The sequence below is a fragment of the Agaribacter flavus genome (genome assembly GCF_042646125.1).
Lineage (GTDB): Bacteria > Pseudomonadota > Gammaproteobacteria > Enterobacterales > Alteromonadaceae > Glaciecola > Glaciecola flavus.
Window position 1 is genome coordinate 334,216 of record NZ_JBHRSW010000005.1, and the last position, 23,303, is coordinate 357,518.

At 42.0% G+C, this 23,303-nt stretch carries 18 protein-coding genes and 1 pseudogene; 8 read left to right on the forward strand and 11 right to left on the reverse strand.

Annotated elements, in window-relative coordinates; genetic code table 11:
- Positions 1 to 185 precede the first annotated feature (185 nt).
- Positions 186 to 794, forward strand: coding sequence for a GntR family transcriptional regulator (locus ACFOHL_RS03600; RefSeq protein WP_376918824.1), 609 nt, complete (start codon positions 186 to 188; stop codon positions 792 to 794).
- 73 nt (positions 795 to 867) lie between these two features.
- Here the strand turns inward: ACFOHL_RS03600 and ACFOHL_RS03605 are convergent, their stop codons facing one another.
- The 4 genes from ACFOHL_RS03605 to ACFOHL_RS03620 form a co-directional block, all read right to left on the reverse strand.
- A complete protein-coding gene (locus tag ACFOHL_RS03605) occupies positions 868 to 1,710 on the reverse strand; it encodes a sugar phosphate isomerase/epimerase family protein (protein ID WP_376918825.1) in 843 nt (280 codons plus the stop codon).
- Between the two features lie 71 nt (positions 1,711 to 1,781).
- Positions 1,782 to 3,020: an MFS transporter gene (locus ACFOHL_RS03610; protein WP_376918826.1), complete on the reverse strand. Its 1,239-nt coding sequence runs from the start codon at positions 3,018 to 3,020 to the stop codon at positions 1,782 to 1,784.
- 15 nt (positions 3,021 to 3,035) lie between these two features.
- Entirely contained in the window at positions 3,036 to 4,088 is a 1,053-nt protein-coding gene (locus tag ACFOHL_RS03615) for a sugar phosphate isomerase/epimerase family protein (RefSeq protein ID WP_376918827.1), read from the reverse strand.
- Between the two features lie 9 nt (positions 4,089 to 4,097).
- Positions 4,098 to 5,270 carry a Gfo/Idh/MocA family protein gene (locus ACFOHL_RS03620; RefSeq protein ID WP_376918828.1) on the reverse strand — a complete coding sequence of 391 codons (1,173 nt, stop codon included), beginning with the start codon at positions 5,268 to 5,270 and terminating at the stop codon, positions 4,098 to 4,100.
- Positions 5,271 to 5,465: 195 nt separating this feature from the next.
- Here ACFOHL_RS03620 and ACFOHL_RS03625 point away from each other — a divergent pair, with 195 nt between their 5' ends.
- Positions 5,466 to 6,152 carry an AraC family transcriptional regulator gene (locus ACFOHL_RS03625; protein ID WP_376918961.1) on the forward strand — a complete coding sequence of 229 codons (687 nt, stop codon included), beginning with the start codon at positions 5,466 to 5,468 and terminating at the stop codon, positions 6,150 to 6,152.
- A 44-nt stretch (positions 6,153 to 6,196) separates the two neighbouring features.
- Entirely contained in the window at positions 6,197 to 7,390 is a 1,194-nt protein-coding gene (locus ACFOHL_RS03630; protein WP_376918829.1) for a DUF6786 family protein, read from the forward strand.
- A 497-nt stretch (positions 7,391 to 7,887) separates the two neighbouring features.
- Here ACFOHL_RS03630 and ACFOHL_RS03635 read toward each other — a convergent pair whose 3' ends face one another.
- Positions 7,888 to 8,556, reverse strand: coding sequence for a GntR family transcriptional regulator (locus tag ACFOHL_RS03635; RefSeq protein WP_376918830.1), 669 nt, complete (start codon positions 8,554 to 8,556; stop codon positions 7,888 to 7,890).
- Positions 8,557 to 8,727: 171 nt separating this feature from the next.
- Here ACFOHL_RS03635 and ACFOHL_RS03640 point away from each other — a divergent pair, with 171 nt between their 5' ends.
- The gene (locus tag ACFOHL_RS03640; protein ID WP_376918831.1) at positions 8,728 to 9,426 is read left to right on the forward strand and encodes an SDR family NAD(P)-dependent oxidoreductase; all 699 of its coding nucleotides are present in this window, start codon (positions 8,728 to 8,730) and stop codon (positions 9,424 to 9,426) included.
- Positions 9,427 to 9,792: 366 nt separating this feature from the next.
- Complete coding sequence (locus tag ACFOHL_RS03645) at positions 9,793 to 10,584, forward strand: lipase family protein (protein WP_376918832.1); 792 nt, start codon at positions 9,793 to 9,795, stop codon at positions 10,582 to 10,584.
- A gap of 87 nt (positions 10,585 to 10,671) precedes the next feature.
- Here the strand turns inward: ACFOHL_RS03645 and ACFOHL_RS03650 are convergent, their stop codons facing one another.
- The 3 genes and pseudogenes from ACFOHL_RS03650 to ACFOHL_RS03660 all read right to left on the reverse strand — a co-directional run bounded on the left by ACFOHL_RS03650 (position 10,672) and on the right by ACFOHL_RS03660 (position 12,491).
- Positions 10,672 to 11,118 carry a biotin/lipoyl-containing protein gene (locus tag ACFOHL_RS03650; RefSeq protein WP_376918833.1) on the reverse strand — a complete coding sequence of 149 codons (447 nt, stop codon included), beginning with the start codon at positions 11,116 to 11,118 and terminating at the stop codon, positions 10,672 to 10,674.
- 370 nt (positions 11,119 to 11,488) lie between these two features.
- A pseudogene (locus tag ACFOHL_RS03655) lies at positions 11,489 to 11,854 on the reverse strand (transposase); the annotation flags it as partial.
- Between the two features lie 253 nt (positions 11,855 to 12,107).
- Positions 12,108 to 12,491, reverse strand: a complete 384-nt coding sequence (locus ACFOHL_RS03660; RefSeq protein WP_376918835.1) for a hypothetical protein — start codon at positions 12,489 to 12,491, stop codon at positions 12,108 to 12,110.
- An 885-nt stretch (positions 12,492 to 13,376) separates the two neighbouring features.
- Between ACFOHL_RS03660 and ACFOHL_RS03665 the strand changes: the two genes are divergently transcribed.
- From ACFOHL_RS03665 to ACFOHL_RS03675, 3 genes are all read left to right on the forward strand, one after another.
- Positions 13,377 to 14,375, forward strand: coding sequence for a GlxA family transcriptional regulator (locus ACFOHL_RS03665; protein ID WP_376918836.1), 999 nt, complete (start codon positions 13,377 to 13,379; stop codon positions 14,373 to 14,375).
- Positions 14,376 to 14,422: 47 nt separating this feature from the next.
- Complete coding sequence (locus ACFOHL_RS03670; RefSeq protein WP_376918837.1) at positions 14,423 to 15,397, forward strand: DJ-1/PfpI family protein; 975 nt, start codon at positions 14,423 to 14,425, stop codon at positions 15,395 to 15,397.
- A 365-nt stretch (positions 15,398 to 15,762) separates the two neighbouring features.
- The gene (locus ACFOHL_RS03675; RefSeq protein WP_376918838.1) at positions 15,763 to 17,082 is read left to right on the forward strand and encodes a hypothetical protein; all 1,320 of its coding nucleotides are present in this window, start codon (positions 15,763 to 15,765) and stop codon (positions 17,080 to 17,082) included.
- Between the two features lie 140 nt (positions 17,083 to 17,222).
- Here the strand turns inward: ACFOHL_RS03675 and ACFOHL_RS03680 are convergent, their stop codons facing one another.
- From ACFOHL_RS03680 to ACFOHL_RS03690, 3 genes are all read right to left on the reverse strand, one after another.
- Positions 17,223 to 18,374 (reverse strand): DUF1501 domain-containing protein, encoded by a 1,152-nt coding sequence (locus tag ACFOHL_RS03680; RefSeq protein WP_376918839.1) that lies wholly within the window; start codon positions 18,372 to 18,374, stop codon positions 17,223 to 17,225.
- 2 nt (positions 18,375 to 18,376) lie between these two features.
- Positions 18,377 to 19,765: a DUF1800 domain-containing protein gene (locus tag ACFOHL_RS03685; protein ID WP_376918840.1), complete on the reverse strand. Its 1,389-nt coding sequence runs from the start codon at positions 19,763 to 19,765 to the stop codon at positions 18,377 to 18,379.
- Between the two features lie 333 nt (positions 19,766 to 20,098).
- Complete coding sequence (locus ACFOHL_RS03690; RefSeq protein WP_376918841.1) at positions 20,099 to 22,969, reverse strand: TonB-dependent receptor; 2,871 nt, start codon at positions 22,967 to 22,969, stop codon at positions 20,099 to 20,101.
- Positions 22,970 to 23,303 lie beyond the last annotated feature (334 nt).

Genomic DNA, 23,303 nt, shown 5'->3' on the forward strand with positions numbered 1-23,303 from the left:
AAAATTTACCATCCCCATAGTGTACATTGTTAACAATTAAATGCCAACTTTTATAGTTGAACAAATTCTAAATATTGCATACAATTTGTTAACAATAATGTATAATTTTAACAATTCCGTAAAGAGCAAATTTATATACTCAAATAACCAAAGATGAAACTTGATACTAAGAATAAGAGACAACAATGTCACAGTTACAAAAGATATTATCTGTAAGAGAGCAAATTGCTGATGTATTGCGCTCTGACATCATTGCTGGCGACTTAAAGCCAAACACCAAACTGAATGAACAACAGTTAGCGGAGCGCTTTGGTACATCGCGCGGTCCAATCAGAGACGTACTCCTCAAACTCACTAAAGAAGGCTTATTAGTCAGTCGCAACAATGTTGGCTCGTCTGTCAGTAGTCCTTTAGATCCCGAATTACAAAAATTAAGCATCGGTATTCGACGAAAAATAGAAGAATTTGCTGTCAAACAACTAGAAGGCAAGCTAACCATTGAGCATTTCACGGACTTAGAAGCCATAATTGAAGAAATGCACGATCATTTCGAAGGCGGTCGCTATACCGAACTCACCAAAACTGACATCGCCTTCCATCAATATTTAGTAGAAGCCGCAGGCGGCGAAGACTTGGTTAACATTTGGTACCCAATTGTTATCCGCATGCGTATGAACTACAAACGTATCACCACCTCAATAAAACTAGTCGAAGAGCACAAGGATATCGTTGACGCACTTAAAGTTAACGACACCAAAGCCGCGATTAACGCCATTAGACGCAATATAAAATAACTCAAAGGCCCTTAAGGCCTTTGAGTAATACAAACAAAATCAAGCTTCTGTTATAGCCAAAGCCGTCAAAAATTCAGAAATTGATCGATTTTAGATAGTCAATGCTTTTCGGGACTTGTTCCATTACGCGATCAGATTCATCCTCTATAAAAAAGTATTTTACCCCGTATTCTTTACCTAACTTGACGACCTCTTCAATACCAACATCACCTTGTCCCAGGACTACCATGGTATCTCGATCGGCACTGCCATCACTGGTATAGGGGGAGCCTTTTGCCCGGTCTTTTAGATGCATGGACGTGAATTTAGTGGGATACTTTTCAAGTAAGGCAAGCGGGTCTTGTGCCCCTTGTTTAATCCAAAACACATCCATCTCAAAGGTCGCATTGGTAGTATTCTGAATAATGTAATCGAGCAATGTGCCATCTTCCCATTTATCGAATTCATATCCATGGGGATGATACTGCAAAGTAATACCATGAGTTGCTAAAATTGCACCGCCATTATTGAGTACTTGTACCGTTTTTTTGGCGTCGTCCAATGTAAACTTTTCGCCATGCGGTGCCCAATATATCGTGGCTAACTTGGCGCCGTAAAAGTGCGCTTTGTAAACCGCTTGCATTGGGTTATCACGAATTTCTTCAAAAGACGAATCAACACTCACAACTTCAAAACCATTTAAATCCAATAGGGCTTTAAACTCTGGCAAAGCGTAACCGTGCAGATTTCCTCCAGCTTCAAGGTAAGAAATCCCCCAGTCACGCACGGTTGACAAAGTACCAGGTACATCTTTTTCCATTTGATTTCTTACACTGTACAACTGTAAACCCATTTCATGAGCCAGCGTATTCAAGGGCAAGCTGCAAGCCATCGCTAGTCCAAGGCAGGCCGCCAATCTTTGTTTACTACTACGCATATTTATCCTCGTGTGCCTATGCTACAAAGCCCTATTTCGTTTAAACATGGGCTTTGCAACTTTTTAATCGTCTAACCAGCTTCACTTACCGCAGTGTGGTTTTGTCCGCGCTTATGCAGATAAAAATATAAGGCTGCAAAGGCAACGATGAGTATGGCGGGTAACACTAGTAAGCTACTCAGCACAGCTTGACCAGAGGCAAGCGCCATTTCATTCTCACTTAAATTCTGTGTCAAGGCCTGCGCCTTTGCTTCGTCCATCCAACGCCCAATAATTGGCGTCCAAATGCTTACTGCAAACATCCCTGCTCCGCCTATTAGCGACATGCCAATTGCACCTGTTTTTGGCGTGTATTCACCTACACAACCTAGCATAGTCGGCCAAAAGTAAGTGACGCCAAGCGCAAAAACAACCGCCGCAAAATAAACGGGTGTTCCTTGCAGCTGACTCATTAAATACAAGCCCAGCGTTGATAATACCGCAGAGGCTACCAGTACACCTACAGGATTTAAAGAATGTACAATTGGACCCGCAAAATATCGCCCAACGGCCATAATACCGGTAACAAGCGCTAAGGTAAGCATGGGGTGTGCCCCTGATGCAGCCAAAATCTCATTGATCCATTGGCCTGTCGCAAGTTCGGTTGTCGCAGTTAATGTCATACATACCACTAAGAAAATGTACAAAGGTGAAAACAAGTTTTTGATGTTTTCAGAAGATGACATGATTAATGGATTGAGTTTTGGGAAATTACTTTTTAACAACATATAACCATAAATTGCCGTAGGGATAAGCATAACCGCTATTTGTAACTCCCAACCATACGACAGCTCAGTCATGCCGGTTGAAACTAATGCGCCAATGACTATCCCGCCTGGGAACCAAACATGGAATTTATTTAGCATGGTTGTTTTGTTGTTTTCGTGCGTTTCTGCTATCAACGGATTGCACGCAGCTTCGACCATACCATTTGCAAAACCGATTAGAAAAGTAGAAATAATTAAGCCCCAAAAGCCACTCGAATAAATGGTCAAAATCAGTCCAACTGCATGACCAATGAACGCAATCCACAGCAGCATTCGCGGGCCAAACATATTATATAAGATACCTCCGACCATCGTCGCAATTGGAAAGCCCAAAAATGCCATAGAACTTATTAACCCAAGCTCAGTACCCGATAGTCCGTATTGAGTACCCAAATCTCCCAATATCCCCGCTCGAATCGCAAAGGTCATAGCTGTCACGGTTAGAGCAATACAACTTAAAATAAATAGTCTGGATTGATCTTGCTGCGTATATTGCGTGTCCATCGTTATATTCCTCTTTTAGAGTCCTAATATTTGCTTGTTTAGCGCTTCGTCAGCGCCACCATCGGCGAAATCATCAAACGCCTTTTCGGTAGGACGAATAAGGTGTTGTTTAATAAATTCTGCGCCTTCTCTTGCACCATCTTCAGGGTGTTTGATACAGCATTCCCACTCTAGTGTGGCCCAGCCGTCAAAGCCGTTCGCCGTTAGTTTAGAAAAGATAGCTTTGAAATCGATTTGTCCATCACCCAATGAACGAAACCTTCCCGGTCGATTAACCCAAGCTTGGTATCCCCCATACACCCCCATTTTCCCCGAAGGGTTAAACTCAGCATCTTTCACATGAAATGCTTTAATGCGTTCATGGTATATATCGATAAACGAGAGATAATCGAGCTGCTGTAAAACAAAGTGACTGGGATCGTATAAAATATTTGCTCTGGGGTGATTGTTAGTTGCTTCTAGGAACATTTCAAAGGTGATACCGTCGTGTAGGTCTTCACCGGGATGCAGTTCATAGCATACATCACAATCCGCTTCATCAAAGGCGTCAAGTATAGGTAACCAACGCTTTCCAAGCGCTTCAAAACCTTGCTCCACCAGTCCAGCTGGACGCTGTGGCCAAGGATAAAAAGTATGCCAAAGCAGCGCGCCTGAAAAACTCGCATGAGACTTTAAGTTCATATGCTTACTTGCTTGGGCTGCGGCTTTCATTTGCGAAATAGCCCATTCAGTTCGCGCTTCAGGTTTACCGTGATACTGTGCAGGAGCAAAGCCGTCAAACATGGCATCATAAGCAGGGTTAACAGCCACAAGCTGCCCTTGAAGGTGGGTGGACAACTCAGTCATCGCGAGACCGTGTTTGTCTAGCGTTGCCAATACATCATTACAGTATTCAACACTTTTTCCGGCCAGCTCTAAATCAAACAAACGGCCATCCCACGAGGGCATTTGAATCCCTTTGTAGCCTAAATCAGCCGCCCACCGACAAATGCTATCCAGCGAATTAAAGGGCGCTTCATCACCAGCAAATTGAGCTAAAAATATTGATGGTCCTTTGATCTCTTTCATCCACTTTCCTTACTTAAGTTCGTTAGCGTCAAGCACAAGTGTGTGCCACTTTTGTTCAGATTGGCTCGCGTAAACGACATTTTCGATAAATGCCATCCCTCTGACCGCGTGTTCAATGCCAGGCACCTCTGCTTCGTCTAGACCGTCACTGCCAAAAATAGCGACTTGTTTTGCAAAATCTTTGTATATATTGGCGAATGCTTCGATATAACCTTCTGGGTGCCCAGCCGGCGTTCTAATCGCCGCTTGCGCTTCAGAGGACAACTCACCTACCCCTACTCGCAATAGTTGAGAGGGTGCATTTTGATATTTTACCCACAAAGAGTTGGGCTCTTCTTGACGCCAAAAAAGACTAGCCTTGTCCCCGTAGACCTTTATCGATAGGTCGTTTTCGTCCCCTACACAAATTTGACTCGCAGAGATAATACCCTTGGCACCTTGCTTGGTTTTAAAGATGACACAGCCATCATCATCCAGTACACGCCCCTCGACGGTTGACGTTAAATCGGCGCATAGCTCAGTAATTTCGTCCTGCGTAATGTATTCAACCAAGTTTGCCGCGTGCACACCAATGTCACCCATACAACAACTTATACCTGCTGTTTTTGGATCTAAGCGCCATTCTGCCTGTTTGTTGTCTTCGCTCGGGGGCGTAGCTAACCAGCCCTGATGATAATGACTCACTACTTTAGTCACTTTGCCTAAGGCTCCATCTTGGACGAGTTGTTTGGCGTGTTTTACCAGTGGGTAACCTAAGTAGGTATGAGTCAATCCGTATAATAAACCGGTCTTGGCAACAATTTTTTCAAGTGCATTCGCTTCAGCTAAGCTAAAGGTCGCCGGCTTGTCACTCAAGACATGAAAACCCGACTCCAATGCTTGTTTAGCGACATCAAAATGTAAATGGTTTGGGGTGACAACTGCCACAAATTCCATACGTTGTTCAGACGGTAAAGCTTTTTCTGCTTCAAACATCTCGGCATAACTTGTATAACAACGCGAATCATCTAAACACAAAGCACGTCCTGTGCGCTTACAATTTTCAGCATCGCGGCTAAACGCGCCACAAACTAGCTCAATGACGCCATCTAAATTAGCGGCCAGGCGATGTACCACACCAATAAATGCGCCTTCTCCGCCGCCGACCATTCCCATTCGAATTTTTCTATGCTGCACTGACATACTTTCCTATTTATCGCAATTGCATTACAAATTTTAATTTACATTTAAATAACATTTTGTGTTAATCAATTTTCGGAGTAAAATGCAACATAATCGGCGCGACTTACAGTTAAAAATATTCATTGAAATGCTATATACATGATAAATATAAATAAAATAGATTTAGATGAAATAACATCGACACAATTTTTATCAATGTTTGACCTGCTTCCAGGCGTATTTTTTTGGATAAAAGACCATCAAGGATGTTTTATGCATGTAAATCAAGCGCTGATCGCACATACGGGAGGAAAGAACAAAAGCGCCTTTTTGGGCAAACAAGACAAAGCGTTTTTCCCACCTCATTTAGCCAAACAATACATGAACGATGATAAGCGAGTAATGAGCGGAGAGCACATTTCCAATCGTTTAGAGTTAAACATGTTAAAAAATGGCGATATGGCTTGGTTTTCCACTTCAAAACGACCACTTTTCAATAAGGACGAAAAAATTATTGGCACTTACGGCTATACTTTTCCTTTAGAGCAGTCGCATATACTCAGCCATGCCGATTTACTCAAGCAGCCAATTTCTTTTATCAAAGAAAATTTTCAACGAGAATTCACCATTGAAGAACTTGCTCAGAAGTGCTTTTTGTCTGTAAGCGCCTTAGAGCGGCGATTTAAAAAACACTTGTCTAAAACGCCAAAGCAATTCATCAACGAATACAGACTCGAGAAGGCGAGACGCTTGTTAATCGAAAGTAGCCTTCCGATAGCGGAAGTCGCAGAAGATTGCGGCTTTCACGATCACAGCTATTTTTCAAAACAATTTGCTAAGATGTTTGGCATGCTTCCCTCTGCTTGCAGGCAAATGCATTACGATGATCCCGATAAACAATGAGAACATTAGGGTCAACATACCCGAGTAAATAGAGCTAAAAAAGTATGCATATAAAACTACTATTCCTTATCAGTCTAATCAGCGTTGTGAAAATGTCATCAGCAAGCCCTTTGTATTCAAACGACCTACTCCTATTAAACAAGCACTTTGAACCCGTCGAGTTGACAAATACACACGGAAAGGTGATTGTTCTCCCAGAATTACAAGGGCGTGTGATGGTAGGCGCTTTCTCCCTTGAGCCTCAACATTCACTTTACGATCAAAGTATTGGGTGGATACACAGAGAATACTTAACAACCAAGCATACCAATCCCAATCAAGCTATCGGAGGTTCGACAAGACTTTGGTTTGCGCCCGAAAAAGGCCCACATGCGATATTTTTTGCGCCTGAACATGCACAAGTGCCAGAAAACATTCGTGTTCCTGATGCAATATCTATGGATGAATACGAAGTGTTAGCAAAGAATAACAGTGAAGTCAGCATGCGCTCGCAGGCAAAAATATTGAGCCATAGTAACTTTGTTTTTGAAATAGAGGTCTTGCGCACTATTACACTTTTTGACGAAACACAGATTTTGCAATCTCTAGAGATAGAAGCTTTAGACGGTATTCATGTTGTTGGCTATCAAGCGAAAACTCAAATAAGTAATATTGGAGCAGACGATTGGTCGCCCGATACTGGCATGTTGTCTATTTGGGATTTAAGTGCATTCGCACCGAGTGATAAAACAACTGTAATCATGCCGTTCAAAGGCAAGCTTAAACAACCAACAACGTATTTTAACGACAATGTGCCTACGCATTTTCATATTGCAAACAATAAGCTTTATTATCGTGCAGATGCTAAGCATATGAATAAAATAGGCATACCAATTGAAAATACCTTACCCTATTTGGGTAGTTACGACGCAGTTCGCAACTTATTGACAATCGTCACATTCAGTTTTAATCAAGAAGACAAATATTATAATAATTCGGTCTGGTTTGAAGAAGGTTATGAGCCCTACAATGGCGAAGCAATTAATTTATTTAATGACGGACCACTTGATGACCAACCGCCTTTTGGTCCTTTTTACGAACTTGAAACTTCATCAAGCGCCAAACCGTTAAAAGCTGGCGCTTCTCAGCAACATATCCATCGCGTATATCATTTAACTGGGCAGCGCAAAGCTTTGAATAAAGTGTCGCTTGCAGTATTGGGCGTGAATTTAGACACGGTAGAAGCCGTGTTTAAATAAGCGCTATTCTAATGAGCACCTAACCTTTAATTTAAAAATTTGTTCACATCACAAATGCAAAAAAGCCGTCATCGCAGAACGAGACGGCTTTTTCACTGCTCAACCAGCACAAGTAGAGCACGGCACACACTTTTAACAATCAAAATCTTTGATAAATACTAGCCCATATCAAAGACAATGTTTGTCTGAGGGTTAATATCACACATATTAAAATTAATTTCAAGGATCGATAACTATATTTTTACTCTTTATTATCATTTGTATTATGTGTAATTTTAATATTGTTGTGATAAAACCCGTTGCGATTCTTATCTGTCGGCTCATTGACAATGGGTAGCGCCCGAAATTTTTCATCGGTTATAGCTTAAGCTTGATTTGCGGAATTGAGAGAAACTACGATTGTTTTTGTGAGCAGGGCGACAACCTTACAGTTGCCCCGCATAAAAAGTGTAGAAGATGGGGAAAGCAGAAGCGCTATCGCTGCGAGGCGATAACGCTTAAAATCTATAATGACGAGACCAGAAGCTACCACTACCACTAATATGCGCTCTAAGTACATTGAGTGCTTGCGTGGAGTCTCGGGAAATAATGGCAGTAAGTAATTCCTGATGTTCTGCTATGCTTTGCTTAATGCGTACCAAATTGATCGGTAAGTTAACGTGCATCGCATGAAGAATTAGGCGATTGCGCTTCCACAAATCTATCGCTTGTTTGTTGTAATGGTGCTTGTAGATAGACCAGTGAAATTCAGTGTCCCAATACCTGAATTCTAAAAGCTCCTCATCAGACATCAGCTCAAGTTTATTCTGGATAGCTTGCGTTTCAGCCAATTGTGAAGCCGTGTGCGTTTCAACAAAGTACTGCAACAAATATGGGTCGAGTAACTGCAGTATTTCAAATACATTCCGCATTGTTTCAAATTCAAATTTTGCAACACTCGCCCCACTATTTGGGGATATTGATACAAAACCTTCACCTTGCAACTGCTTTAATGCTTCTCTAATCGGGTTAATACTTGTATCGTAACGCTTTGCTAATTGTGTTGTAACGAGTCGGTCACCGCTAACAAATACGCCATCAGCAATATCATTCATTATTTTTGCGTAAACTGAGTCAGCGTCAGATAACAAAGGCGATTGCCCTATGCTTTTTTGGTCTTCTGGCATGTTACCCTTGGTAAAGCTTTTATGTGTTAATCTAACAATAATACCTCAAGTTTTTTCAGTAGCAATCTTTGAATGCAAATTAAGATAAAAAACAGTGGTTTTCGTCTAGGGACTACTTACCTTTGCTGATGGTATACTGAGGAAAAAATCATCAAACTATAATGGTTGCCTATGCACAACAACAAAACAGTCTTGGTTACGGGCGGTAATCGGGGAATTGGACTCGGATTGGTAAGCGCTTGTCTAAATCAATCTTACACTGTGGCTTGTACATGCCGTGATCAAACTGCTCTTCCCCAAGAACTGCAACAACATATTGGAAAATCGCTTTTTGTTTTCACGCTGGACGTCCTACAAGACAGTTCAATCAAGGCTTTTGCTAACACAATCAAAGAGAAAGGTATTGTATTCGACTATATCATCAATAGTGCGGGTATCAGCATTGATGAAGCATATGGTAATTGGTCACACGAGGTGTTCATGCACTCATTTGCGGTAAATGCAGTAGGGCCTGCGATATTAATACAAGCGTTGCACAATAATTTGACCAATGGGGTGAAAGTGGTCAACCTATCCTCTGGCCTAGCGAGTATATCAAGCGTACAAAACGGACAAGACATGTACACCGCTTACGCCATGTCAAAAGCGGCAATAAACATGTTAACTAAACAACTCTCACACATCCTATGCGACAAACAAGCAACGGTTGTATCTCTAAATCCAGGCTGGGTGAAAACAGATATGGGGGGCGCGAATGCTACGGATACAGTCGACTATGCTTGTGCCAAAATGCTAGCACTCATCGAGCAATTGCGCACAGCAGATACTGGTCACTTTATTGATTATGACAAGCTTGAGATTCAATTTTAGGCTTTGTTACTTTTTAGCCACTGCCATAAACATCTATAGCTAGCGAAATAAGTTGTAAATCACGGTGGGATTATACTTGGCAGTTCGCCTTACTTTTGTCGCAAAAACACTTCGAGTATGTCCATATACGCTTTGATTTTTTATCCATTGAAAAATAAATTTTTCGACAAAAGTAAGGCGAACTGCCAAGTATAATCCCACCGTGAGTTTTAAATAAACAGCTCGTAAAGTTTTTGACCCAAAACACTATTTTTAGTTATGCTCTTGGTCAATAAGTAAACGCATGATCATATTTTTATAAGAAATTTTCCTATTTGTTACTTATTTTCAATATGATCTTGTTGCCACATACCCTAGGACGCGCGCTTGAAAAGACTTAAACGGTATCAGTACGAGCGTTATGCAATATTGTGTCAATTAGCCTACCCAGACACACCCAATACATATAAAAACGTGATTTCCCCCTTTCATCAGATTCAGCTTACAGACAAGTATGGACGAATGAGTGTCAGGCTATTGTGGCAAGACGACAAAAAAGAAGTGATCATCGTATTCCGAGGCTCTTTAGGGCTGAAAGACTGGCTGGGAAATTGTTGCTGCTTTCCCTCAAAATTAAATGTATACAACGACAGCTACAATGTTCATTGGGGGTTTAAACGGCTGCTTGATGCACCTTTGTACCCAAGCTCTATATCGCCAGATGGCAAGTTACATTCTTTACGTCAAGTTTTATATCATTCGCTTACCCCTCTTCTCAAGCAAGGTAAGCGCTTCTCGTTTATTGGCCATTCATCAGGTGGTGCGGTTGCTGTATTAATGGCAGACTATTACGAACGCGTTCACCCCAAAAGCGTAAAGCGCGTTGTTACCTTCGGGCAGCCGGCGGCGGGTAGTTTATCTTTCCGTCGAAAATATAAGCTGCATAACAGAACGTATCGTATCTGCTGCGACTTAGATATGATCACTTATCTGCCCCCCATACCTTACTATTTTTGGCATGTCGGCAAAATGCTCTGGTTGCATGACGAACAAATCTATGAAAACACGCCTACCTTGCAACGTTTATCTATGTCTTTAAAAAGTTGGTTATTGCGTCCGATTACCTATCACTACATGCGAAAATATATTCGCAATAAAAGCCTGTTTGATGAGCACTAGATTTGGTACTCGAGAATGACACGTTCTCTAAAGGCATATGCGGACCTCGCCTACGTAAACAGCATGCAACTTATGCAATATTATGCATTACACCCAAATGATCACCGCCCCAATAGCGCCAATTATTATTCCTACCATCATCCCCAATAGGCCACAAATCATACCTCGTTTATCAAATAAAGATTTCCCAATTACTTGTTCTAGAGCAATCATCTCCGAATCGTCTTTGACTTTTTTCTCTACTATGGTCTCAATGTCATTTATATCTGGGGAGTCCACCGGTTTTTCTGGCTCTTCCATTTCACGTAGATTCATCGCTAGCTGCTCTGAAAAAACGTGGGCATTTTCTGCTATTGAAATGTTTTCAATAACGCCTGCAGAGGGAGAGACAACTTCAAGCACTACTTTATCTGTTTCAATATCAAATAATTGTTGGTTGCAAGTAACTTGCTGTCCTTCATTCACATAGATATGAATTACTTTAGCATCAGATGTGTTTTCTGGGAGTATTGGTGTTTTTATTTCGGTTTTCATAAACCTTCCTTGGGTTATAACAAGATTGAAGAAAAAGCCAATATTTCACAGCCATTTCCTGCCACGATTGTGTTTTCGCAATAAATACTAATTTGCCTCGATAAACTTGATTTTGCAATGATTTGACTTTTTATCAGTATTTTTTAAAAAATGATGCATCGCGCCTTTTAGATTGCGGTGTATGCGGGCTTTCTTTACGAATGTCTAGTATTGATTTACTCTAGTTTATGTTGCTAACTGCCCGTAGTGAAGTAGTTTTTCGATGTTGTGTATCAAACAGAACAAGTGCCACTGTCCTTGCACCCTTGTCTTTGCCGCGTAAGCTAATTCGATTAAGTCGTTTATTGGCGCCTATGTTTCCAAACAGTGGCTCAAACACCGATACAATCTCGTCTTTATGCACGCTGATAAACGCCGCTTTCGTCGTAAAGTGTGGCACGCTATCACACGACAAGGCTTTGAAAATGATGTTTGTTTCACAGCACCACTGGATTTCTCGACTAGACGTTATCCCTTTGGAATAGGCAAACAATACAATCTTTAATAGCGCTGCGGGGTCATACGCTAAACGCCCCGTGGCATCATTTTTATACTTGGGGTAGAACACCGACAAATCCAACTTCTCTTCAATCAAATAATGAATCGCGTATTCAAATGTACCGGCTTGTAGTTGGTCGAGATAGTTGATCACCACCATCGAATGTTGCTGATAATTGAGGGGCATAAATCGTGGCATAACCAAGGCCTCCTAAGCCTGTTGCGTAATACCTATTTGATCACAAAGTGTGATCGGGGGGAAGTGAAAAGTGATGTTTTTTTGAGCTTGTTTAGGTTTTTCTACAGTCTCAACTTTAAGTTAATGGGCAATTCCACGATGCGATTGCACAGAGGACAGAAAGTGAAGTAAATACAAGCAAAACATAAATCAAAGTGTCTTTATCCTAGAACCACATACCGCCCAGCGTTGGCTGCCTCTCTGCCGCTGTTTGTTATGCCGCGTGCTCTCCTACGAAATTAAGCTCTACCCCATTGCCAGCGGGCTCTGAAAGGAAAAGCTGCACTTGATCCATTTCAGAGACTATCGATTGCTTGTACTCAATACCTTTTGAATCTAACCATTTTTTGGCCGACGGAAGCCCTGTTACTCGGAATGCGAAATGATCTAAATATGTATTTGAGCCAGATCCATTAACTTCAGTCACAGTTAAGTGAATGATTGCTTTATCTGAAGCATAAAGCCAGTACCCCGCGCGACTGAAACTGGGTCGGTTTCCTACTTTAAGGCCCAAAATCTCTTCGTAAAATTCCCGTATATCCTCAATGAGATTTTCTGGCCCGGAAATATTTAGATGATCAATGTCTTCTACTTTCATTGCTTCATGGCATAACGCATCGATAACGAGTTATTAGCTTATAGAGTGACGGTTGCGATTGCAAGCGGCATGTGAAGAGCTGATAATCTCTGTTTAACACTTTGTTATGTCTCGTTGAAAAAAACGTCCATATAAAAAGCATCCTCGAATAGGTAGCTTCAAAGCGCACAGCCAGCTAAGACTTTTGATATTGAACTCTCAGAGTTTCTCTGAAGAATCAGATGATTCAGGTTTCATTAGTTCAATAAAACATACGAGCCCAACTGAAAATAGCTAAAATGTAGACGCTACATTTAGATTCAAATTGCCGAACAAAACAAAATCGTTTAAAAGAAGAGCGATGCAAACCATTAATCCTGCATGAAAGCCCTGATCGGTTCTATTTAGTTTTTTCATAATAGTTGAAACCCAAATACTAGAGACATAACAATTTATCGCAAGCCTACCCGTGGATAAGTTTTCTGTCCCAAGGTCACATATAAAATTTATTCTTTTTTTTCACTATATTTCCTCACACTGCAAATAGCAAGCGTTCTGTGGAATGTCGTTTTTTCACAGTACGGTGCTTGGTTTTTAATGTTGCATATGACTTTAAATAGCACTACTTGTTCCCGTCATACAAATTATCAAATGAACCAGAAAATGGTGCTTTACGGCGGTAGCATACCGAACCCAAAAACCAAACTGCGCTGAGCGCCGAAATTAAAATCTTATGTAGGTATAAATGTTCGCCAGAATGGCTAGATACGTTCATATATTTGAACCTTAGCCACTATTACCAATTATTTCTTTGGCATAATTAGTCGGTTTGTTGTCCTATTGTCATCATCTAAAACGCGTTACCATTTACTTGATTTCTAAAAATGTATTGGGGTGGTGGCTTAAATGTCAGCCAGAAAAAATGATTCTATTGATAAGCGAGTGCCCAAAAATATAGGCATCCTTATGTACGATGGCATGCAAGCATTGGATTTTGTATCGGCAACTGATACCTTCACGGAAGCCAATAGTATTTGTAAAGAACGAGGACTGAGTACGCCATACAAACTCGTCACGATTTCTGCGGGGAATAAAACAATAACATGTGCTGCGGGCATTCAAATGAGGGCAAGTTTCGTCTTAGCTGATTGCCCAGCGCTTCACACGTTGATCATTCCTGGCGGCGAAGGCAGCCGAATTGCTAATCAAGACAAAGAATTAAAAAATTGGCTATCAACACAATTCACATCGGCACAACGCCTTGTATCTATCTGCACAGGCGCTTTTATTTTGGCTATTGTAGACCAGCTCAAAGGGAAGACACTCGCAACTCATTGGCGCTATGCTGAGCTATTGCAGAAACAAAATCCCGACATAAAAGTTGATGGTACTGCTCTACATGTAAAAGACGGTCACATACATTCATCGGGAGGTCTTACCGCAGGTATCGATTTGTGTCTTTTTCTCATCGAAGAAGACCTCGGAAGCGATATCACTCTAAAACTTGCGCGAGAGTTCGTTGTTTATCTGAAACGCCCGGGTAATCAAGCGCAATTTAGTGAGCCGCTAAAACATCAATATACCTCTGACCATCATTTTGCTGAACTGCTTGAATGGATGAATCAAAATGCGCAAAGCGCCATTACGCTAGATCAACTCGCCAGTCGAACCAGTACGAGCCAACGTCATTTTAGTCGCTTATTCAAACAGTATACTAATCAAACACCTATGCAATACTTAGAATCCATTCGCCTTGATAAAGCACGTGTACTGCTAACTACAACAAGTCATAACATCGATGTTATTGCTAGAACAGTTGGAATAGAGAATAGCGATGTCTTTAGGCGGCGTTTTAAACATCATTTCGAAGCGTCACCTACAGAGTACAGGCAACGTTTCTCTTAACCATAGTTCTTGCTATTCGCTGAGCATAACTTCAAAGGAAAGATACAATGAAATTTAAGCTGAAACTTACAGTGTACCAAGTTTTCTTGGTACTCGCATTCATCACTGCCCCTAACACTTGGGCTCATCCAGAAAAAAATGCGAAAAAAGTCGCTATTTTAATGTTTGAAGGCGTTCAAACTATTGATTTTGCTGCACCGTTTGAAGTCTTCAATGCCGCACGATTTGAGGTGTTCACAGTTTCCCCTACTGGTAAGGCAGTATCAAGCGCGATGGGCTTATCTGTTAATCCGAAGTATTCATTCTCATCAATGCCAGCGGCTGACATCATCATTATCCCTGGTGGAAATATCGGCCAGGCAATGGAAGATAAAGCAATCACAAATTGGATTAATCAAAATGAAGCAAATGCGGTTGGTATTTTGAGCATCTGCAATGGCGCATTTCTACTAGCGCAGACAGGTCTACTCGATGGCAACCAAGCAACGACTTTTCACCGCGCCTTTGAATCATTTGAACGAGCATATCCTGAAATCGAGTTAATCCGCGACCAGCGATATGTCGATAATGGTAAAATTATCACTTCAGCAGGACTAGCATCTGGGATAGATAGTTCACTCTATTTAGTTTCAAAGCTAAAAGGTATAGAGAAAGCAAAAGCAATTGCCCTGCATTTAGAATACGACTGGAACCTAGATCAAGGCTTTGTTAGAGGTAAACTAGCCGACAAACACTACCCTAATTGGAACAAGGCGCTTTTTGAAGGATTGAACTTCCAAAAAACACTTGGGGTAGGTGATGAATTACGTTGGAAGAGCGTATTTACTGTATCTGGTGCACAAAATGCGAAGCAACTAAACGACATCTTCAAAGAACAGCTGGAACAAGCAAAAAGTTGGACTAAAAACGAAGCCGAACAGTGGGTAAAAAACACGCCTGATGGCACATGGCAGCTATTTTACGAGTTATCTCCAAAATCTGAGGATACCTTCGAGCTATCATTATATGTTCAAGGTATTTAATCGAAAGCTAGCCTAGTAAATGCGAATTCACGTGACTAGGTCTTGCTTCTTTTTTGATTAAGGACAAGCTTACTAGTGAGTATAAATCCTTACCACTAGGTTGTCCTTGGAGTGTTGTTATGGAGTTTGAAGTTTCTTCACAACTTATCTTAACTATTTGTAATTATGAATCTTCCTTGTGCTGTTACGAATCGTGTGCAGCAGCAATGCTTGTGCAAAATACATACACCTTTTACTGTTCATAATTCTTCTTTTGGTTTATCCTTTGATTGTAAATATTGCAAGTTGTAATTTAGTTAAGCATCGTTATGTAGCCTCACTTCTATAACTTACAATTCGGTTACTTTCATGGATAGGAACTTAATATGTGCTCATTAAATAAAATTTTGGTCGCTTCTGCTCTGGCTTCGATTATATCTCTAGGCGGTTGTATGTCCACTAGCCCGACTTTAGGCGGCGGCAGCGGCAACACAGTGACGGGGGGGGCTGCGGGAGGAAGTAGTGCTAACAACAACACCCAGTTGGAAAAATGTGATACGCCAATAGGAACTGCTTCAATTTTTGAAGATCAGCAATCTGTTTGGTGGCGAGGATATTATTCTCGGTATCCTAAGTTAGGGAGTACTACTCCAGTAATAAGAACAATGATACAGCAATCTAATTGTTTCGTGATCGTTGAACGTGGTGCTGCGATGGCAGCAATGAATAGAGAGCGTCAACTTGCTCAGTCCGGGCAATTAAGGACAGGAAGCAACATTGGCGGTGGGCAAATGGTAACAGCGGACTTTACAATCAGTCCAGAAATACAGTTTGCCGATGAGACTGGCGGTGTGAAAGCTGCCGCTGGAGCACTATTAGGGGGGCTAGGTACTCTTATCGGTGGTAGCTTAGGTAAAAATGAAGCCTCAACTACTTTGCTACTGTTGGACAATCGATCTGGCATTCAAGTTTCCGCAGCTGTAGGCAGCGCATCAAATTATGATTTTGGTTTTCTTGGTGGACTATTTGGTGGAGGATTTGGCGGCGGCGCTCAAACCTTCTCTAAGACACCAGAAGGTAAAGTCATCGTTGCATCTTTTGCTGATTCTTACAACCAGATGGTTAAAGCCTTGCGAAATTATAAACCTCAAAGAGTACAAGGAGGTTTAGGCACTGGCGGTGGTTTAGAAATAGATGGTCAGGTGCAAGCTACACAAGGTGCCAGTATAGTGGAAGCCCCAAGTCAACCGGCAGACGTCGTAATTGAAACGAGAAGCCAAACTAGAGTAACGAGTAATAGTGTGCGTTCACGGGACTCTTACAACTTTGAAATTGATGAATACGATGAAGAGGCGTTCAACAAATATTACCAATGGCTGAAGGATGCTGCTCCAGTGTACACTGCCCTTGCTGCGATAGGTTCTGATCCTAATGCAAATATAGCGGGTGGTATGAATTGGCACCAAGCCCTAGCTTTTCTTGTCGGTCAACTTGATACCCATCGAATAGAGCTAGAAGCATGGCCCTATGATGCTAGGGCTAAAGCGTGGCAAAAAATGGGGAAAAGAATAGAAAGCCACACCAAAATTTTTGAGCGAAACCGTAAGGCGGCTTTAGCGACTGAAAACTTAGATCCAACCTTGCGTTCCACACTAGAAAGTATTCAGTTGGTTACAAAAGAAACTCTATTACCAGAAGGTGTTTGAGTCGACAAATATTAAAACAGTGGTAGCGCAAATTTGTGACAAGCTCAACCCAGAAATTTGAGCTTGTCACTATCTGTATATTGAGTTCGGCATGCTAAAATATTATTTGTAAAATTGCATACCATCATTATGCTGTGCGTTTAAGCAAGAGGCGGTAAATCCGGAAATACTTGATTGATTTGCGCTTGCTTCAAGCCCCAGTGCATTTGTAAACCTCTAGACAACCAATACCGTATATCTGAACTAGGCATGAGATCTCTACCTTGGAGCAGCTGCGCAAGACCCAGCCATTGCCCGTAAACTTGTCCGCCCGACAATAATTGATTTTTGTGCTTTAAGGCGCCGCCAAGTACAAACATTGTTGAGGCACTGCCGTGATCAGTGCCTTTCGTGCCATTCATGGCAACGGTTCTGCCAAATTCAGTGCTGATGAATACAAGGGTGTTTTCCCAATCTGAACCCAGCGAATCTTTCAAGTTTTCCATGCCATCATTTAATTGTGTAAATTGACGAGACAAACGATTTTTTTGGTTGTTGTGCGTGTCCCACCCGCCCATTTCTAACATTGCGCAACGCAGGTTTTGGTCACTAGACAGCAGCCGTCCACACTCCGATGCCAGAGTGGTAAAATTTGCACGCTTTTTCGATTTACTCATCATGCTTTCATTGCTTGATTGGCTTATCGCAGCGGTAATGTTGGGCAATAGCAAACTGTCATTTTGATACATATCTTTTAAACGCTTGAGTAAATCATCGTCAACCTTATCCAAGCTAGACGGATACCAAGTGTGGGGTACTTGGCCGCCTTTAAGAGCAATGGGAGTCGTATGCGCAATTGCTAGCGCTTGTCCTTCTGATACACTCAAGGCTCGGGCTAACCAACCACTTTCATGGTTTGTATCATCCAAGCCTGATTCCATTTGATCTTGGGCATCAAAATGCGAACGTTTACGGTAAGCACTCGCTACCGCAACGACCGCAGAAAGTTCTTTAGCTAAGAATGATTGATGAAAAAAGCTCAGATTGGGATCTAAGGCAAACCCACTGCTCAAAGGTAATAACGGCGTTTTATCCCCCTGATAGTAGGCCTCTCGGTATTTCTTAAAATCGGGATCTGCTGTGGGTGCTAATGCAGACAACCCATCCATAGCCCCCCTCAGAAAGACCCAAATCACTTTGTTTTGTGTTTTGCTAAGCCGTTTTTTATCAGATAACCAAAAACCGCTCGCGGGCATGGAAGATAGTAATACAAGTGAAGCCGCGCTTGATTTTATAAAATCACGTCGTCGCATGCTTACCTCCTTTGAAACTCAGGACTCATTATGAATAACACATAAGCTTGCTGAACACTCTCCGCCCGCCGAATATGTGACAAGGTGTGCGCAGATGCATTCGAACCTAGAAGCACTTCCAGCTCCTTGAGAATATGTTTCTTTTTCTCGCTTTTAACCTGCTTTGCAACATGATTTGCCCATTCTATTCTCGTCATTAGCGCACTGCTTCCCGACCATTTTTCTGCTGTATCAGGGTAACCGGCAGGTGATCTCGCATTGTTGATCCCCTGCCCCAATAAATCTAAACTTTTAAAAATACTGGGGGATGGCGGTAGAACACCAAAACAACAATAGGTACTGATCAGCATTTCTCTTGGTGTTTTAAATTTATGCTGTTCCTTACGCCAACTATCAGGATGTTCAATCAGCGCTTTTACCACACTGGGAATATGCCCACTAGACGCACGCCAAGCTTTTGTCAGCGCATTTATTAGTCCAGAACTGGGGTTATCTGATATGAAGTGCCTCGCCAACTTGGTACATACATGACGAATAGTCGATGGATGCTTTGCTAGCGCATCTAAAATGCCTTCGCCTTGCTCAGGACTATTTGTATCACCTTGTGAATATTCAACGCCGAGTATCTTGCGCTTTCCCGGTTCATGTGCGGCTTTTCGGTATTCAAAACCAGTTGGCTCACCTTTGCGCCCCCTGCCGATGGTCCAGCCTGTTAAGGCTTTCGCTAATTCGATAACATCTTGCTGTTGATAACCACCGTTTACGCCAAGTGTATGTAGCTCAAGAATTTCTCGCGCCAAGTTTTCGTTTAAACCGCGTAATTTATTATTCTTCTTCGCCAGCCTCACAAAACGGCTGTTTGGCCCTACCGAAAACTCGTTGTTCAGATAAATAATCATCGCTGGATGCTGAATCACACTTCGCAACATGCTGGAAAAATGTTGGTTGACGTTTGGCGCGATTGCCTCTGTATCCAAGGTTGGTGCGAGCATACTCATCAATAAGTTCCCCCTACTCACACTAAAATGATTAGCAAAAAAATCTGTTAATCTCGCTTGCAAGGGCTGAGAAGTCTCAATAGCAGAATGAACAATGCCTTCACCGAGTTGTACGGCTTGGTTTAAACACTCGCGCCTAAAGGTTTTAGTGCTTTTTAGTGCTTGTTTATCATTTTTTGCCTCGCGCAGTCTTTGCCGATATTTGTAAAAAGCCTGAATAGCCTGCTCACTACTCCATTCACTCTTTGTATTAATTGCATAGCTAGAAAGCTGCGAAAGCAACCAAGCTTGCGCTTGAGATCTCGTTTTTGAGTTACTGAGTATAGGCGCAGCCGCCTGTCCCGCGCCGTAGGCAAAGCGTTGTAAAGCAATATGAGCATAATTCGTGGGCATGAGGCATCGGCTTTGATTAGTATTTAAACAATATAGAAAACGCTAACCCTGACGACAAGCAGCATTACACAATCTTTACACTACGTTTACTCTAGTGCTGAGGGCTTTTGGCTCTCCGATGTAAGACTTAAAGACAACTCAAGCTTTAGCATATCCAAAGTTAGGAAGATATGGGCTTTACAAAATGCATCTAGAGGCCACCGCAACGCGTTTTCACCTGCATACAGAATAGAGTATAGATTGCGAAGTATAAGAACTGATTGTGACGGAATGTTTAATAAAAAAACACCCCACCCAACAAAGTGAGTGAGATGTTTATCACTGGGACTGTTACTAGAAGGTAGCTCTTACGCCAAATGCAAATCGGCTGCCGAAATTCTCTGCTGCCAAAAACTGATTCTTAAATCGGCCGTGTCGACGCGTCGTCTCTTCGGTTACATTTAAGCCTTCGAAAGTTAAGGTGATGGCGTCGGTCAGATCATAGCTCACACTAAAATCCAATTGTCCGTATGCTTCTGTAAATTGGGGTTCATTTGGGCTGTGGAACTGGTTAGTGTTCAACAAGAAGTCGTCACGCCAGTTGTATGCCACTCTCACTTGAATGCCATCTTTGTCATAAAAACCCACTAAGTTTGCAGAGTCACTTAAGCCTGTCAACGCTACAGTTTGGTCAAAAGAGTTAACATCATATTCTACGCTACCATTAACTGCCGTATAGTTGATTTGCGTACCAAAACCTGACTCGCCAAACATGTGCTGAATCGCTAATTCGACACCATCTACCGTTGCATCTTCCAAGTTTTTAGGCACTTCCACATTAAAGATCACTTCTGGATCGCCCGGATTACCTAAACATGCTGGATTAGGGTTGGTTTGGTTAGAATCTGGACAACCTGGACGCGGGTTGAACGAGGGATCTCTGAGCGGTAAGCCATCAGCACCATTAATTGTCCGAGACTCATTGGTAATACCGATAAAGTTAGATACATACTTCTTAAAATAGCCCGCTGATAAATAGCTGCCATCTTCGTAATACCACTCTAGCGATAAATCAATATTATTTGACGAATACGGCAGAAGATTAGGATCACCTTGTGTCGCATTAAATGGCCCGCCTGGGCGTAAGTTTGTGATAGCGGTTGACGGCGCAATAGCCGTCACATCACTGCGAGTAAGTGTACGACTGTAAGAAAAACGCGCAAACAGATCTTCTTTTAACTCAAGACTCAAATCAAGATTAGGTAAAAATTCTGTATAGCCACCCTCTAGGGTATCCGTTACCGCACCGCCGCTGCCCTGAAATACTGTCCTGATCTCTTCGTCACTGACAAATAACAAGTTTGTCGGCAACGTAGTATTTGAAGAAGCAGTTACGTCAGTATCCTCATAACGCACACCCACATTTATGTTAATGGGAATGTCGTTAAACTCTGTTTCAAAATCCATTGCAATGTAGGCATGAAATGTTTCTTCTTGAACCGAATCAAGGCTAACTGGGTTTTCGGTGATGAGATTTCCATCTACAACGGCTTGATTGACCACACCAGGATCAGCATTGAATTGCACAGGGAAAAGCATATCCCCACCGCTGAAATTGCCACCAATCGTTGACGGAGTGAATGATAAACCAAGGTTAGGTATATCTAAGACATTATATATGACACTAAATCCAAACCGTCTAGTAATGTCAAACTGATAATCCGTATTACCTACACCAAACCTAATGTTCGATAAGGCGCTGTCGCTATCATTTAACCAATCACCGCTGAAAGACCATTCTTTGATGTTGTTTTCAATATCATGCCCTCGAATCACCACAACATCGCCATCAATACTTTCTAATGCATATGGGTCGTAGTTGGCTGGCAAAGGTGCAGGCGCATTTTCATCAAATGTGCGGGTTACTTCGGCAAACACCGACGGTACGTCGTTATCCGTAAAGTCTAAACCGATGTCAACATAACGTTGATCAGGTGGAGTACTGATAACGGTAGTAAACTCACTGATTTGACCGCCTGGTTGCGTCTGAGAAGTTGAATCATGGATATCAAACGCCAATGTGAGGGTGTCTGACACTGTCCAATCAACATTTAAACCATAGGAGTCGTTTTCTGTTTCTACAAGCTGCCTAATTGCACCAAAGTTCAAGCGATGGTTCGTATGACGAGGGTTAATAACGGTGCCGTTGGCATCAACCGTGCCGACTGTGTTCACGTCAGAATCAAACCAAAAGCCGGTTTGAATACGGTCTATTTCCTCGTCAAAACGCGAGCCTGTGTAATCTAATGTAACCGTGATATCTTCGTTAGGCGCAAACTGCCCCACCACTTGGAAGTTTTCTCTTTCGCGCTCATGATCACCATATTCAACCGCAAAGTTTCGCGGCACCCAGTAAAAACCACCGGGATTATTGGGGTTAGACAAGTTTGAACTGTCTATTCCGGTATACACACTACCATTGTCACGCAACCAGCCGTCATTGATTACGGCTTCTTTACGGCTATCACGCAGTGAATTTGCGTAAGCGAGCAATATGCCGAATTTACCGTCTGCAAAAACATTACTATATAATCCAGAGACCTCTGGCGTGATGTCATTTCCAGTTACATTTGTTGTGTCTGCTATGCCTTTTAAGCCTAAGGTAATCTTTTGCTCACCCAACTGGAATGGCTTGGCTGTGCTTAAATTAACCGTTGCGCCAATCCCACCGCTGGTCATATCCGCTTTGCCGGTTTTAAAAACTTGCACGCCAGACACCACTTCAGCAGCGATATGTTGAAAGTTAAAGGCGCGGTTAATCCCTACATCAGTAGATAAAGTCGATGATGTAGGCATTGCCCGACCATTTAGGGTAACCATATTAAAGGTTGGACCAAAACCACGTACCGAAACTTGATTACCTTCATTGTTTGAGCGGTCAATAGAAACGCCGGTAATCCGCTGTAATGATTCGGCTAGGTTCGTATCAGGAAACTTACCAATGTCTTCAGCCGTAATGGCGTCAACGACACCACTTGACTCTCTTTTTATGTTGGCGGAACTCAGTAACGATCCTCTAATGCCAGATACAGAGATTATTTCAAGGTCATCAGCGCTGTCTTCCTGAGCGAAGACCGTACTCGGAGATGATGCTATTCCTACCAACGCTAATGCGACCGCGCCAGAAATCATGTTCTGGCGAAAATCAATCTTAGGTTTCTTCATTGTGTTGTCCAATTTTAATATGAATGTGCAAAGTTATTCAGAGACTGCTCAGCATTGTTTTTTGTACAACTACAAAACAAATTCAAACAAACTCTACTCGTACAGTAAGTAAATCACTGACAAAAATTAACATTTAATAAACATCAGGTTTCCATATTTGCACAATAAAGGAACGCTATCAATCATTTTTAAACATTAATTTAACGTTTATTTGTAAATAATTATGTGTAATTTGATTGATGATTATGTGTTTACTAGTGTTACAGCAGCGCTTTCAAAAGAAACGGTAGGTAATCAATTGGATCTTTATTGTTGGGGGCAGCTGAACTTTGCC

Excerpts from the sequence above, each read along its gene's own strand:
- ACFOHL_RS03610 (WP_376918826.1), bottom strand. The coding sequence starts at position 3,020 with ATGGACACGCAATATACGCAGCAAGATCAATCCAGACTATTTATTTTA.
- ACFOHL_RS03640 (WP_376918831.1), top strand. The coding sequence starts at position 8,728 with ATGCACAACAACAAAACAGTCTTGGTTACGGGCGGTAATCGGGGAATT.
- ACFOHL_RS03620 (WP_376918828.1), bottom strand. The coding sequence starts at position 5,270 with ATGTCAGTGCAGCATAGAAAAATTCGAATGGGAATGGTCGGCGGCGGA.
- ACFOHL_RS03600 (WP_376918824.1), top strand. The coding sequence starts at position 186 with ATGTCACAGTTACAAAAGATATTATCTGTAAGAGAGCAAATTGCTGAT.
- ACFOHL_RS03615 (WP_376918827.1), bottom strand. The coding sequence starts at position 4,088 with ATGAAAGAGATCAAAGGACCATCAATATTTTTAGCTCAATTTGCTGGT.
- ACFOHL_RS03635 (WP_376918830.1), bottom strand. The coding sequence starts at position 8,556 with ATGCCAGAAGACCAAAAAAGCATAGGGCAATCGCCTTTGTTATCTGAC.
- ACFOHL_RS03675 (WP_376918838.1), top strand. The coding sequence starts at position 15,763 with ATGTGCTCATTAAATAAAATTTTGGTCGCTTCTGCTCTGGCTTCGATT.
- ACFOHL_RS03605 (WP_376918825.1), bottom strand. The coding sequence starts at position 1,710 with ATGCGTAGTAGTAAACAAAGATTGGCGGCCTGCCTTGGACTAGCGATG.
- ACFOHL_RS03630 (WP_376918829.1), top strand. The coding sequence starts at position 6,197 with ATGCATATAAAACTACTATTCCTTATCAGTCTAATCAGCGTTGTGAAA.
- ACFOHL_RS03685 (WP_376918840.1), bottom strand. The coding sequence starts at position 19,765 with ATGCCCACGAATTATGCTCATATTGCTTTACAACGCTTTGCCTACGGC.
- ACFOHL_RS03650 (WP_376918833.1), bottom strand. The coding sequence starts at position 11,118 with ATGAAAACCGAAATAAAAACACCAATACTCCCAGAAAACACATCTGAT.
- ACFOHL_RS03660 (WP_376918835.1), bottom strand. The coding sequence starts at position 12,491 with ATGAAAGTAGAAGACATTGATCATCTAAATATTTCCGGGCCAGAAAAT.
- ACFOHL_RS03625 (WP_376918961.1), top strand. The coding sequence starts at position 5,466 with ATGTTTGACCTGCTTCCAGGCGTATTTTTTTGGATAAAAGACCATCAA.
- ACFOHL_RS03690 (WP_376918841.1), bottom strand. The coding sequence starts at position 22,969 with ATGAAGAAACCTAAGATTGATTTTCGCCAGAACATGATTTCTGGCGCG.
- ACFOHL_RS03680 (WP_376918839.1), bottom strand. The coding sequence starts at position 18,374 with ATGCGACGACGTGATTTTATAAAATCAAGCGCGGCTTCACTTGTATTA.
- ACFOHL_RS03665 (WP_376918836.1), top strand. The coding sequence starts at position 13,377 with ATGTCAGCCAGAAAAAATGATTCTATTGATAAGCGAGTGCCCAAAAAT.
- ACFOHL_RS03670 (WP_376918837.1), top strand. The coding sequence starts at position 14,423 with ATGAAATTTAAGCTGAAACTTACAGTGTACCAAGTTTTCTTGGTACTC.